11 protein-coding genes are annotated in these 12,749 nt (G+C 69.0%); 5 read left to right on the top strand and 6 right to left on the bottom strand.

The window, feature by feature from the left end:
* Positions 1-114 precede the first annotated feature (114 nt).
* From HPO96_RS29485 to HPO96_RS29495, 3 genes are all read left to right on the top strand, one after another.
* Positions 115-1,536 (top strand): polysaccharide lyase 6 family protein, encoded by a 1,422-nt coding sequence (locus tag HPO96_RS29485; protein ID WP_171677626.1) that lies wholly within the window; start codon positions 115-117, stop codon positions 1,534-1,536.
* 144 nt (positions 1,537-1,680) lie between these two features.
* Positions 1,681-2,214: a dihydrofolate reductase family protein gene (locus HPO96_RS29490; RefSeq protein ID WP_171677627.1), complete on the top strand. Its 534-nt coding sequence runs from the start codon at positions 1,681-1,683 to the stop codon at positions 2,212-2,214.
* A 12-nt stretch (positions 2,215-2,226) separates the two neighbouring features.
* A complete protein-coding gene (locus tag HPO96_RS29495) occupies positions 2,227-2,754 on the top strand; it encodes a GNAT family N-acetyltransferase (RefSeq protein WP_171677628.1) in 528 nt (175 codons plus the stop codon).
* On the opposite strand, the gene HPO96_RS29500 is transcribed toward HPO96_RS29495, so the two are convergent.
* Positions 2,747-3,676: an SDR family oxidoreductase gene (locus HPO96_RS29500; protein WP_171677629.1), complete on the bottom strand. Its 930-nt coding sequence runs from the start codon at positions 3,674-3,676 to the stop codon at positions 2,747-2,749. The genes HPO96_RS29495 and HPO96_RS29500 overlap by 8 nt on opposite strands.
* A 96-nt stretch (positions 3,677-3,772) precedes the next feature.
* On the opposite strand from HPO96_RS29500, the gene HPO96_RS29505 reads away from it, so the two are divergent.
* Positions 3,773-4,435 (top strand): TetR family transcriptional regulator, encoded by a 663-nt coding sequence (locus HPO96_RS29505; RefSeq protein ID WP_171677630.1) that lies wholly within the window; start codon positions 3,773-3,775, stop codon positions 4,433-4,435.
* On the opposite strand, the gene HPO96_RS29510 is transcribed toward HPO96_RS29505, so the two are convergent.
* Complete coding sequence (locus tag HPO96_RS29510) at positions 4,432-4,788, bottom strand: nuclear transport factor 2 family protein (RefSeq protein WP_171677631.1); 357 nt, start codon at positions 4,786-4,788, stop codon at positions 4,432-4,434. The genes HPO96_RS29505 and HPO96_RS29510 overlap by 4 nt on opposite strands.
* A gap of 86 nt (positions 4,789-4,874) precedes the next feature.
* Between HPO96_RS29510 and HPO96_RS39755 the strand changes: the two genes are divergently transcribed.
* Positions 4,875-5,912 (top strand): LuxR C-terminal-related transcriptional regulator, encoded by a 1,038-nt coding sequence (locus HPO96_RS39755; protein WP_171677632.1) that lies wholly within the window; start codon positions 4,875-4,877, stop codon positions 5,910-5,912.
* On the opposite strand, the gene HPO96_RS29520 is transcribed toward HPO96_RS39755, so the two are convergent.
* From HPO96_RS29520 to HPO96_RS29535, 4 genes are all read right to left on the bottom strand, one after another.
* Positions 5,900-6,727, bottom strand: a complete 828-nt coding sequence (locus HPO96_RS29520; protein WP_171677633.1) for an HAD family acid phosphatase — start codon at positions 6,725-6,727, stop codon at positions 5,900-5,902. The two genes, HPO96_RS39755 and HPO96_RS29520, sit on opposite strands and share 13 nt — an antisense overlap.
* Before the next feature lie 104 nt (positions 6,728-6,831).
* A complete protein-coding gene (gene metH, locus HPO96_RS29525; protein WP_171677634.1) occupies positions 6,832-10,434 on the bottom strand; it encodes a methionine synthase in 3,603 nt (1,200 codons plus the stop codon).
* A gap of 213 nt (positions 10,435-10,647) precedes the next feature.
* Complete coding sequence (locus HPO96_RS29530) at positions 10,648-11,181, bottom strand: TetR/AcrR family transcriptional regulator (protein WP_171677635.1); 534 nt, start codon at positions 11,179-11,181, stop codon at positions 10,648-10,650.
* Positions 11,178-12,551: an MFS transporter gene (locus HPO96_RS29535; RefSeq protein ID WP_171677636.1), complete on the bottom strand. Its 1,374-nt coding sequence runs from the start codon at positions 12,549-12,551 to the stop codon at positions 11,178-11,180. Before HPO96_RS29535 ends, HPO96_RS29530 begins: the two co-directional genes overlap by 4 nt.
* Positions 12,552-12,749 lie beyond the last annotated feature (198 nt).

Here is a 12,749-nt window from a genome sequence, read left to right on the forward strand (position 1 = left end):
CCCCACGGGAGTTTCCGGCGAGCTCGCGGTAAGCGCTTGCCCTCAGTCGGCAGGGCCCCCAGACTTACGCCAGATTTTTCGTGCTCCACCCCGCCCCGAACTACCGGAGACCCGATGACCGAGTTACGTCGCCGTACCTTCCTGGCCGCCAGCGCGCTGGCGTCCACCGCCCTCGTCCTGCCGCCCGCCGCCGCCCGGGCGCTCGCCGTCCAGGTCCGCTCGGTCGACGAGCTCCGGCGCGCGATCGCCGCGGCGGGCGCGGGCACCGAGATCGTGCTGGCCGACGGCACGTACGCCGTCACCGGCAGCCAGGGCATCCCGGTTCAGAGCCGCCGCGGGACGGTGTCCGCGCCGATCGTGATCCGGGCCGCGACGGTCGGCGGGGTGACGCTGACCGGCGACCGCGGATTCGTGCTGAGCGATTCGGCGCACGTGGTGATTCAGGGGTTCAAGCTGCGACAGCGGACGACGTTCGACATCCCGACCAGTTGCAAGAACATCCGGATCAGCCGGAACGACCTGCAGTTCGCCGATGTCGAAGGGCTGAACTGGCTGCTGGTGCGGGGTGACTCGACGGTGGTCGAGCGCAACCACTTCCACGGCAAGTCGACGCTCGGGGTGTTCCTGGGCGTCGAGGGGCCGGGGAGCGCAGGGATGGCGGTCGGCGTCCGGATCGCGCGGAACCACTTCTCCGATCACACCTTCGCCGGGGACAACGGCGGCGAGCCGATCCGGCTCGGGCTCAGCGGGCGGTCGCTCAGCGATGCGGGCGCGATCGTCGAGGAGAACCTGTTCGAGCGCGCGAACGGCGACCCGGAGGCGGTCTCGGTGAAGTCGTCGGGGAACACGATCCGGCACAACACCGTCCGGTCGAGTCTCGGCGGGATCGTGCTGCGGCACGGGAACCGGAGCCGCGTCGAGGGCAACTTCGTGCTGAACGGCAGCAACGGTATCCGGATCTACGGTAACGACCACCTGATCGTGAACAACTACGTCGAGCAGGTGAGCGGGGTCGGGATCGTGCTGGGCAGCGGGAACGTCCGCGACCACAAACCCGAGGACTCCCCCGAGAGCCGCCGCGGCAACGACGCTCCCGACCGCGTGACGATCGCCCTCAACACCGTGCTCTCCTCCGGGACGGCGATCGGCGGCGAGAGTCAGCGCACCCTCGCGCCGGCCGGCTGCACGATCTCCGACAACCTCCTGATCGGCGACGCCGGCAAGACCCTCGTCTCGATGCCCTTCCAGCAGGGCATCACCTGGGCCGGCAACCTGCTGTGGGGCGCCGCCGCCAACGGCAACATCCCGGCCGCCGGCTTCACCCGCCAAGACCCCCGGCTCACCACCACCGGCATCCGCCACCTGACCGCCGCCAGCCCCGCGATCAACGCCGCCGCCCGCACCTACTCCAACGTCACCCAAGACCTCGACGGCCACCCCCGCACCGGCCGCGCCGACATCGGCGCCGACGAATACAGCACCGCCGCTCCGCTGCGGCGCCCGCTCACCGCCGCCGACGTCGGCCCGCGGTCGTAGCCCCGGACCCCAGACACTCACCAACTACCTCCGGAGCCTGTTCCGGCAGGCCGCCCAGGCGTGGCGGTACTCCGCAGAGTTGGTGAGTGGGGGCGATTCGTCCTTCACCGATCAGTTTTCCGAAGCTCGCTCGTCTCAACCGTCATGGCAAAATTCTTGTACTCGGTGACGATGTCGGCGGACGGGTTCATCGCGGGCCCGGGCGGTGACATGCAGTGGATGCGGCCCTATCTGGGGGCCAATGCGGAACTCGACGCATTGGTCCCCCAGATCGGGGCGATCCTGGCCGGGCGGCGTTCGCACGACGGCGACGACCCACACAAGGGCCAACCCGGCGAGGGCGAGGCCTTCGGCGGCGGGTGGGACGGGCCGGAGTTCGTGCTGACCCATCGCATCCCGGCAAACCCGAACCCCTGGGTGACCTTCGTCGATCAGTTGCCCACGGCAATCACAGCAGCCGCGGAGGCGGCCGGGGACAAGTATGTGAACGTGATCGGGGCCGACGTGGCCCGGCAGTGTTTGGAGGCCGGCGCGCTGGACGAGGTGCTGCTGATCGTGGCGCCGGTGTTCCTCGGCGCGGGGACGCGGGTGTTCGCAGGCGCCGGGCCGGTTCGGCTCGCGCGGCGGCGGGTGACCGAGGCGGCGTCCGGGACCAACCTGTGGTTCGACGTGCTTTGAGATGATGAGCGCATGTTCGTGCGCACCGAGCGGCTGACGATCCGCCGTTTCGAACCGGCCGACGCGACGGCGTTCGCGGCGTACCGCTCAGATCCCGAGGTCGCCCGCTACCAGTCCTGGGAGACGCCGCTCACCGCGGCCGACGCCCTCGCGACCGTCACCGACTACGGCGCGGGCGACCCGGATGCCCCCGGCTGGTTCCAGTACGCCGTGGCCCTGGACGGCGCGCTGATCGGCGACCTCGGCCTCAACCTCGACCCCAATCTGATGCAGGCCGAACTCGGCTTCACCCTGGCGCCGGCCTACCAGGGCCGCGGCTACGCGACCGAAGCCGTCCACGGCCTGCTCAGCCACCTCTTCACCACGAAGAACCTGCACCGCGTCTCCGCCGAATGCGACGCCCGCAACACGTCCTCCGCCCGCCTGCTCGAACGCGTCGGCTTCCAGCGCGAAGGCCTCCGCCGTTCCCACACCTGGATCAAAGGCGAGTGGACCGACGACCTCCTCTTCGGCCTCCTGAGCTCCGACTACGTCAGCTGACCTGGGCGGCCAGAGTGACGCCGGTGAGGTCTTCGGCGACGGACCAGAGGCGGGTGTTGTCTGCCTCGATGCGGGAGCGCTTGGGAGCGTTGGCGAGCTTGGTGGGGCCGATCAGACCGAAGCCTTTTGAGGGGCCGTAATAGGCGCCGTGCCGGGCGTCCGGGCTGGTGGCGGCGTAGAGGAGCGGTTCGGTGCCCTCAGCAACTTCCTGGGACGGGAGCAGGCGGCCGAGGATGCGGTTGGCCAGCGGCTCTTTGGGGGCGCCGGCGCCGAGGGTGGCGCCGGCGGTCTGCAGGTTGGTGCGGGTGAAGCCGGGGTGGGCTGCGACGCTGAGCAGGTTCCAGCCGCGGTCGGTGGCGATCCGGGCGAGCTCGTTACTCATCATCAGGTCGGCGAGTTTGGACTGCGCGTAGGCCAAACCGGCGCTGTAGCGCTTGTCCCAGTTCAGGTCGTCGAACTGGATCCGGCCGTAGTTCGCCGTCCCGCTGCTCATCGTGACGACCCGCGGCGCGGGGGCGGCGAGGAGGAGCGGCAGCAGCCGCAGGGTGAGCGCGAACGGGCCGAGGAAGTTCGAGCCGAACTGGAGCTCGAAGCCGTCGGCGGTACTGAAGCGTTTCGGCGGGTTCATCACGCCGGCGTTGTTGATCAGCAGGTCGAGCCGCGACTCATCGGCGATCAGACCGGTGGCGAACTCCTGGACCGAGGCCAGGTCGGCGAGGTCGATCCGGCGGACTTCGAGCTGGGCGCCGGGGACCTCGGCGAGGATCTCGGCCCGGGCCGCCTCGCCCTTGGCGACCGTCCGGACGGCCATGATCACCCGCGCCCCGGCGGCGGCCAGCCGCTTGGCGGCCTCCTTGCCGGTCCCACTGTTGGCGCCGGTGACGACGGCAAGTTTGCCGCGCTGATCGGGGACGACATACATGATCTCCTCCATAAAAGACTGATGGTCTGTTATGACTGAGACGTTATCAGACCGCCGGTTCGATAACAACAGACCGACGGTCTGTAGGATGTGACCGTGACGACATTCCAGCGCGCCCGCAACGAGGAGCAGCGCGCGGTCCGGCGCCAGGCGATCCTGGCCACGGCCGCGGCGATGCTGGCCGAGATGCCGGTCAGCGAGGTCAGCCTGAACGAGCTCAGCCGCCGGGCCGGCCTGGCCAAGTCGAACGTGCTCAAGTACTTCGACTCCCGCGAGGCGATCCTGCTCGAGCTGTCCGGCTCCGAGCTGACCGACTGGGTCACCGACCTGGCCGCGGGGACGGCGGCGCTCCCGGCGTCCGCCGCACTGCGCGAGCGGGCCGGGCTGCTGGTCGAGATCGTGGTCGAGACGCTGAGCGCACGTCCGGTGCTCTGCGATCTGATCAGCAGTCAAGCGCCGGTGCTGGAGCGCAACATCTCCGCCGAGACCGCACTCACCTTCAAACGCTCGGCCGCGGCGAACTACCAGCGAATGATCGACGCCGTCGTCGTCGCACTACCGGAGATCGGCGCGGACGGCGCAGCCCGCTTCATCCCACCCGCAAGCATGCTGGCCGGCGCCATCTGGACCCACGCCCACCCCACCCCGGCCATGCTCGCCGCCTACGACGCCGACCCCGCCCTCGCCCCACTCCGGATGGAGTTCGCCCCCACCCTGCGCCAACACCTGACGACCTTGATGGACGGCGTACTCCCCTAAGCCGCGTAAACCGGGCCGAGGTCGGCGTACACCTGGTAGCTGGTGATCAGCCCCGCGGCATCGACGTCCCAGATGCTGACGGTCGGCAGCGTGACCTCCTTACCGTCCAGGCGGGTGTAGGTGACATCGGTTTCGGCGATCGTGGTCGCGTCGACGGTGAAGACGCGGTTGATCCGGTGCGCGACGCCCTGGACGGTGGCGAAGAAAGCGGCGTTCCCGCCGAGGATCGCCTCGATCCCGACCAGCGGCTCCTGGTTACCGAAGATGAATCGGCCGTCGGCCGCGAACAAGGCTGTCATCGTGTCAAGATCCTGCGCATCGACGGCGCGGAAGACGATCTGTGCTTCAGGCATGGATCGAAACTAAGCACCGCGACAGTTGCGAGCCATCCCATCTTTTTGGGATGCCGTGCGGCGAACACCTGTGTGACCATCGAAGGGTGAACCATGCCGCGCAGTTCCGCGCCTACGATCGGGTGGTGTCGCTGACGGATGCGAAGCTGCCGTTGGCGGAGCTGTTCGACGAGGCGCAGCAGGTCCTGCGGCGGGCGATCTCGCGGGACAGCAGCTGCTGGCACGCGATGGATCCGGCGACGCTGATCGAGACCCGGTACTCGGCCGAGCGGATGCCGGCGCCGACCGCGCAGATCGCCGAGATCGCTTACCTGTATGACGATTTCAACTCGTTCGGAACGTTGTTCAAGGCGCCCCGGCACAGCGGCGTCCTCAGCGAGGCGACCGGTGGCGACCTGCGGAAGAGCCGCCGCTACCGCGAGCTGCTCGAGCCAGTCGGGATGACCGGCGAGCTGCGGACGGCGTTCGTCGTGGACGGCGTCGCCTGGGGTTGCGTCTCGTTCTTCCGGCAGGGCGACTTCACTCCCGAGGAGCGCGACTTCGCGAATGTGATCGCGCCGCTGCTCGGGCTGTGCTTCCGATCGGCCGGAATTCATGCCCGATCGGGCGGACCTGGCGCGAACCTGTGGCCCGGCGTCCTGGTCTTCGACGAACGGCGGCAGCTGGAGTCGCACACGCCGTCCACCGCCGGTTGGCTGGCCGAGCTCGGCTTCGAGGGCTCGATCACCCGGGACCGGCTGCCGTACAAGGTGGTCTCGATCGTCGAACGCGTCCGGATCACCGGGCGGGAGGCGACCGCGCGGATGCTCGGCGAATCCGGCCGATGGATCCAGATCCACGCCGCGCCGGCCAGCACCGGCGACACCTGGGATCATCGGGTGGCGGTGGTCCTGCAGACGGCCGCCGTCCCGTCAGTGGCTCCGCTCGTCTCGGCGGCGTACGGGTTGACGCCGCGCGAGCGCGAGCTGACCGAGTTGGTTCTCCAAGGCAACGACACCCGGGAGATCGCCGGCCGGCTGCACCTGTCGCCGCACACCGTGCAGAGCCATCTGAAATCGATCTTCGCGAAGGTCGGCGTCCGCAGCCGCCGCGAGCTGGTCGGGCGGATCGCTCAGGGCAGGTAGTAGTTCGGGTTCGGCAACTTGAACGTGCGATCGGCGTACCCGCCCCTGAGGTCGGAGTACTGGTCGCCGAAGTTCGCCACGATGTCGTAGCCCAGCGATTCGATGTGCGCGCGGGTCGCCGACTTGTAGTGGATCGTCGTACAGGCACCGTTCGGGTCGGCCGCACAGGCCTGCTTCAGGTACGTCGGGTAGTCCGCCGGCGCGGGCTTCGTGAACAGACCGTCCTCGCCGTTCGGCAGGCTGGTCGGCTTCGGATACCCGGCGTCGATCCCGACCCCGTCCGCCGTGAGGTTGCCCAACGTCGCCTGCTCCTGCGCGGCACCCCGCCCAGTCAGGAAGAAGACCGCATACCCCTCCCGCTCAGCCGTCTTCACCAGATCCACCATCCCCGGTACGGCGGGGAACTTCTGCCCCAGCACGTAGTCCGCGTTGGTCGCCGGGTTGAACGCCCAGTTGCTCGCGATCTCGTAGTTCCACGTGACCAGCGAGGTGTCGTCGACGTCCAGCAGGATCGCCTTGGTCTTGCGCGTGTGGTGCTGAGCCGCGATCCACCGCTGCCCGGCCTTGGCCACCGACCTGGCCTCGCGCGCATAGTTGCTGTCGGCACCGAATGTCCCCGAGCCGAGCGGATCGCCGTAGTAGTTCCGCAGTTGCTGACGCAGCACATCGATATTCGTCACATCCCGCTCGCTGCGCGGTGTCGACGTCCGAATCGCCGCCGTCCCCGCCGAATACGCGACCCCGCCGACCACCGACGTCAGCGCCACCACCGCGGCGCCGATCCCAACCACCCGCCGCGAAACGCGGATACCCATCATGACCTTCTCCCGGACCGAGTTCGGTGTGCGTCAGCAACCTAACTCCGTCCGGGCCCGCGACCCGCTGACAGATGTCATGGGTCGCGGGCGGGCGGTGCGTTTCAGTCCGGGTCGTAGGCCAGGTTCGGGCGGAGCCAGCGCTCGATCTCCTCGACGGTCTCGCCGCGGCGGGCGGCGTAATCGGTGATCTGATCCTTGCCGAGGCGGCCGACGCTGAAGTAGCGGGACGCCGGGTGCTGGAAGATCAAGCCGGAGACCGCCGCGGCCGGCGTCATCGCGAAGGACTCGGTCAGGGCCAGGCCGAGTTTGTCCGCTTCGAGCAGCTGGAACAGCTCCTGCTTCTCGCTGTGGTCGGGGCTGGCCGGGTAGCCGAGCGCCGGGCGGATGCCGCGGAAGCGTTCGGCGTGCAGGTCGGACAGCTCCGGCTCGGCGTCCGGCTCGAACCAGGCCTTGCGGGCCTCCAGGTGGATCCACTCGGCGAACGCCTCGGCGAGCCGGTCGGCCAGGGCCTTCACCATGATCGCGCGGTAGTCGTCGTTCTTCGCCTCGTAGACCGCGGCCAGCTTCTCGGCGCCGTGGATCGCGACGCCGAAGCCGCCGAGGTAGTCGCCGGCCGGGGCGACGTAGTCCGCCAGGCAGCGGTTGTGCCGACCGGCCGGCTTCTCGGTCTGCTGCCGCAGCATCGGGAACGAGATCTCCGTGCCGTCGAGCAGGATGTCGTCCCCCTCGCTGTGCGCGGGCCAGAAACCGTAGGCGCCCTCGGCCGTGAAGGAGCCGTTGGCAATGATCTCGTCGAGCAGCGTCTGCGCGTCGTCGAAGAGCTCGCGGGCCACCGGCTGCTCCAGGATCGCCGGGTACTTGCCCTTCAGCTCCCAAGCCAGGAAGAGGAACTGCCAGTCGACCATCGCCCGCAGCGTCTCCAGACTCGGCGACACCCGCCGCAATCCGGTGAACGCGGGCACCGGCGGGGTGCCGTGCTCGACCGGCTCGGCGTTCGCGCGTGCCTGCTCGACCGTCAGCAACGGCGCACGCTGCTTGTTGGCGTGCTGCTCGCGCAGCCGCTCCTGGTCGGCGGCGTTGCTGATGGCAAGCGCTTCGGCGCGGTCGTCGTCCAACAGGTCCGAGACGACGCCGACGACACGGGACGCATCCAGCACGTGGACGATCGTCTTGTCGTACGCCGGGGCGATCCGGACCGCCGTGTGCTGTTTCGAGGTGGTGGCGCCGCCGATCAGCAGCGGCAGCTTGAGCCCGCGGCGCTGCATCTCGCTCGCCACCGCGACCATCTCGTCGAGGGACGGCGTGATCAGCCCGGACAGCCCGACCGCATCGGCGCCCTCGGCAACAGCCGTGTCGAGAATCTTTGCCGCCGGCACCATCACGCCGAGGTCGATCACCTCGTAGTTGTTACAGCCGAGGACGACGCCGACGATGTTCTTGCCGATGTCGTGCACATCGCCCTTGACGGTGGCCAGCACGACCTTGCCCTGCCCGCGGACGGCCTCGGCGCGGCCCTCGCGGCGGGCCTGCTCCTTCTCCTCCTCCATGTACGGCTCGAGGTAGGCGACCGAGCGCTTCATCACCCGGGCGCTCTTCACGACCTGCGGCAGGAACATCTTGCCCGCGCCGAACAGGTCGCCGACCACCTTCATCCCGTCCATCAACGGGCCCTCGATCACCTCGAGCGGCCGCGGCAGCTTCTGCCGGGCCTCCTCGGTGTCGTCCTCGATGTAGTCGACGATGCCGTGCACCAGCGCATGCGACAACCGCGCCTCGACAGTGCCCTCGCGCCAGCTCAGGTCGACCTCGCGCTTGGTGCCCTTGCCCTTCACGGTTTCGGCGAATTCGACCAACCGGTCGGTCGCGTCCTCGCGGCGGTCGAAGATGACATCCTCGACCAGCTCCAGCAGGTCCTTCGGGATGTCCTCGTAGACGGCCAGCTGACCGGCGTTCACGATGCCCATGTCCAGGCCGACCTGGCCCGCGTGGTACAGGAACGACGAGTGCATCGCCTCCCGGACGACGTCGTTCCCGCGGAACGAGAACGACAGGTTCGAGATACCGCCGCTGATGTGGACGCCGGGACACCGCTGTTTGATCAGCGGCAGCGCGTCGATGAAGTTCTTCGCGTAACCGTTGTGCTCGGACATACCGGTCGCGACGGCCAGCACGTTCGGGTCGAAGATGATGTCCTCGGCCGGGAAGCCGATCCCGGTCAGCAGGTCGTACGCGCGGCCGCAGATCTCCACCTTGCGCTCGGCGGTGTCGGCCTGGCCCTGCTCGTCGAAGGCCATCACGACCGCGCCGGCGCCGTACGACATGATCCGGCGGGCCCGGTCGAGGAACTCCTCCTCACCCTCCTTCAGGCTGATCGAGTTGACCACGCCCTTGCCCTGCACGCATTTCAGGCCGGCCTCGAGGACGGTCCACTTCGAGCTGTCGATCATGATCGGGATCCGGGCCACCTCGGGCTCGGTCGCGATCAGGTTCAGGAAGGTGGTCATCGCCTGCTCGGAGTCGAGCAGGTCGGCGTCCATGTTGACGTCCAGCAGGTTCGCTCCGCCGCGGACCTGCTCCAGCGCGACGTCGACGGCGGCCTGGTGGTCGTCACCCTCGATCAGCCGGCGGAAGCGGGCCGAGCCGGTCACGTTGGTGCGCTCGCCGATCATCACGAAGCCGGTGTCGGCGCCGATCTTGAACGGCTCCAGGCCGGAGAAGCGGGTGGTGTGGTCGGTCGGGGTGACCGGACGCGGCGGCATCCCCTTGACCGCGGTCGCGATCCGGTTGATGTGCGCGGGCGTCGTACCGCAACAGCCGCCGACGATGTTGACCAGGCCGGACTCGGCGAACTCCTGCAGCATCCCGGCCGTCTCGTCCGGGGTCTCGTCGTACCCGCCGAAGGCGTTCGGGAGGCCGGCGTTCGGGTGCGAGGCGACGAAGGTGTCGGAGAACCGGGAGAGGTCGGCCACGTGCGGGCGCATCTCGGCCGCGCCGAGTGAGCAGTTCACGCCGACGACGAGCGGTTTCGCGTGCTCGATCGAGCTCCAGAACGCCTCGACGGTCTGCCCGGACAGCGTCCGTCCGCTCAGGTCGACGATCGTCACCGAGATCCACAGCGGTAGCTGCGGCGCGACCTCCTGGGCGGCGGCGATGGCGGCCTTGCAGTTCAGGGTGTCGAAGATCGTCTCGATCAGCAGCAGATCGACGCCGCCCTCGGCCAGGGCCGCGATCTGCTCGGCGTACGACGCCTTCACCTGCTCGAAGGTCACCGCCCGGTACGACGGGTCCTCGACCTTGGGGGACAGCGAGAGCGTGACGTTCAGCGGGCCGATGGAGCCGGCCACGAACCGGCCGCCGAACTCGTCGGCGGCCTGGCGGGCCAGCTGGGCGCCGCGCACGTTCATCTCCCGGACGTGCGCCTCCATGCCGTAGTCGGCCTGGCCGATGCTGGTCGCGGTGAAGGTGTTCGTGGTGGTGATGTCGGCGCCGGCCGCGAGGTACTGCCGGTGGACGTCGAGGATGACGTCTTCCCGGGTCAGGTTCAGCAGGTCGGGATCGCCGGTCACGTCGTGGGTGTGGTTCTGGAACCGATCACCCTGATAGTCCGCGGTCGTGAGTTTCGCGCCTTGCAGCATGGTGCCCCAGGCGCCGTCGAGAACCGCCACCCGCTCCGCGAGCAGTTGCCGCAGATCAGCTTCACTCATCCGTCGCGTCACCTCCAGATTCGCTCCGGAGGCGCCCTTGCAACAGTGCCTCCCCACGAGGCCCCACCCGAGCGTGGCGGACCGTGACGATCCGTTGCAGCGCCTCTCGAGCTGGTCACACCATGTTAGCGGCGTCACAGCCCTGGGTCAGGCCCGCGATCCATTCTATGAGACGGGTGTTCACATTTCGAATGGCCGGGGCTTTCTCGGCGGTCAGTGGATCAGCTGCTGGATCCCCGGCGCGTAGAGCTCGACGATGCGCTCGACGTCCGCGGTCGCGGCGAGGCCGGTCCGGTCGATCGCCATCGCGGCGCTCAGGCCGAGCAGCTGGGCGGTGATCAGCTCGGCGCGCAGGTGCGCGTCGGTGCCGGTCAGCCGGGCGGCGAAGGCGTGGGTCACCTGGTCGCGGAAATGCTCGCGGATCAGCGCCCGCTCGTCCCCGCCGCCGGCGGCGAAGACCACCCGGAGCAGCAGGTCGAGGCCGTTCTCCCGGCGGTGGGTGATCAGCGTCCGGACGACGTGCGCGCCGAGCTCGGCGTCGGGCGCGGCCAGCAGGAACTCGGCGGCCTCGCTGAAGTCGGCGACCCGCTCGAAGAGCGCCTCCTTGCTGCCGAAGTGCTTCACGATCAGGGCGGCGCTGACATTGGCGTCCTTGGCGATCCCGCGCAGCGTGACCGCGGCGTACGGCTGCAGGGCGAAGGCACGGCGGGCCGCCCGCAGGATGGCTGTCCGGCTGGGATCGATCACGGCGTACCCGCCTCGGTCTTCGGGATCAGCAGGACCAGCGCGGCCGCGACGGCCGCCGCGAGCCCCGCGACCACGAACACGGACAGGTACGCCGACAGCGCGGGCGCGACCCGACCGGCGTCCGCGATCGTCAGATTGGCCAGGACGGTGGCGACGATCGCGCTGCAGACCGCCGTGCCGATCGTGCGCATCAGGGCGTTGATTCCGTTGGCCGCCGCGGTCTCGGTCACTGGCACAGCATGCATGATCAGAGCCGGGAGTGCCGAATAGGCGATCGCCGTCCCGGCGGAGACGACGGTCGCGCCGGCGACGATCCCGGCGAGGTTGTGACTGGTGAACAGGCGGACGACGTACCCGACGGCCATCAGCACCGCCGCGATCCCGAGGGTGAAGCGGGCGCCGCGGGCGGCGGAGATCCGGGCGGAGAGCGGGGAGAGCAGGACCATCGCGATCCCGCCGGGGAGCAGGCACAGACCGCTGACCACGATCGATTTACCCAGGCCGTAGCCGGTCCAGCTCGGCTCCTGGACGAGTTGCGCAGTGGACAGCGAGTTCGCGTAGAAGGCGAAACCGATCAGCAGCGCGGTCAGGTTGGTGTAGAGGACCGCGGGTCGGACCGACACCCGGAGATCGACGAGCGGGCCGATCGTCCGCAGCTCGTACCGGACCCAGATCGGCACGACGGCCAATGCCACGGCGACCAGCCCGATCGTCGGCCCCGCGCCCCACGCGCCGCCCTTCGAGATCGCGAGCAGCAGGCAGACCAGGAACACCGTCAACCCGACTGCCCCGAGGACGTCGAACCGCCCACTGCTGCGGACAGTGGACTCCGGGATGATCAGCAACACCAGCACGATGTCGATCAGCCCGAGCACGGCGCACGCCCAGAACATCGCCTGCCAGTTCCAGTACTCGACCACCAGCGTCGCCGCCGGCACCCCGAACGCCGCCCCGACCCCCAGCGTCGAACTCATCAACGCGATCGCCGGCAACACCCGTCGCGGCGGCAACTCGTCCCGCAAGATGCCGATCCCCAACGGCACCACCGCCACCGCCGCCCCCTGAAACCCCCGCCCCACCACCAACACCGCCAGCGCACTACTACTCGCGCACAGCACCGACCCGACCACCATCAACCCCAGCACCAGCACCAACACCCGGCGCTTCCCGTACATATCCCCCGCCCGCCCCAGCAACGGCGTAAAAACCGCCCCCGCCAGCAACGTCACCGTCACCACCCAACTCACATCACTCCCCGACCGCCCCGTAATCCCCACCAACGCCGGCAACAGCGGCACCACAATCGTCTGCCCCACCGAAACCAGCACCCCACAAAACCCCAACACCCCCAGCACTCCCCGCTCCCTCACCCACCCATAGTAAACACCCGTTCACCATCCCGGCCCCGAACCCCAGCCACCCACCAACTCCCCCAACATGCGACGACACGCCGCAACACACGGCGTGTCGCGGCGTCAATCAGCAGTTGGTGAGTCGTGGCGTCCGCCCGGGGTTGTTGCGGGCTGCTGCCGTCGGCGGGACGAGACCTGGGGAAGGTGAAACGGGCC

The organism is Kribbella sandramycini, from assembly GCF_013131805.1.
GTDB classification, from domain to species: Bacteria; Actinomycetota; Actinomycetes; order Propionibacteriales; family Kribbellaceae; genus Kribbella; species Kribbella sandramycini.

What these genes read in the sequence shown, in the direction of transcription:
- HPO96_RS29500 (WP_171677629.1), bottom strand. Translation starts at nt 3,676, where the DNA reads ATGTATGTCGTCCCCGATCAGCGCGGCAAACTTGCCGTCGTCACCGGC.
- HPO96_RS29510 (WP_171677631.1), bottom strand. Translation starts at nt 4,788, where the DNA reads ATGCCTGAAGCACAGATCGTCTTCCGCGCCGTCGATGCGCAGGATCTT.
- metH (WP_171677634.1), bottom strand. Translation starts at nt 10,434, where the DNA reads ATGAGTGAAGCTGATCTGCGGCAACTGCTCGCGGAGCGGGTGGCGGTT.
- HPO96_RS29520 (WP_171677633.1), bottom strand. Translation starts at nt 6,727, where the DNA reads ATGGGTATCCGCGTTTCGCGGCGGGTGGTTGGGATCGGCGCCGCGGTG.
- HPO96_RS29490 (WP_171677627.1), top strand. Translation starts at nt 1,681, where the DNA reads ATGGCAAAATTCTTGTACTCGGTGACGATGTCGGCGGACGGGTTCATC.
- HPO96_RS29495 (WP_171677628.1), top strand. Translation starts at nt 2,227, where the DNA reads ATGTTCGTGCGCACCGAGCGGCTGACGATCCGCCGTTTCGAACCGGCC.
- HPO96_RS29485 (WP_171677626.1), top strand. Translation starts at nt 115, where the DNA reads ATGACCGAGTTACGTCGCCGTACCTTCCTGGCCGCCAGCGCGCTGGCG.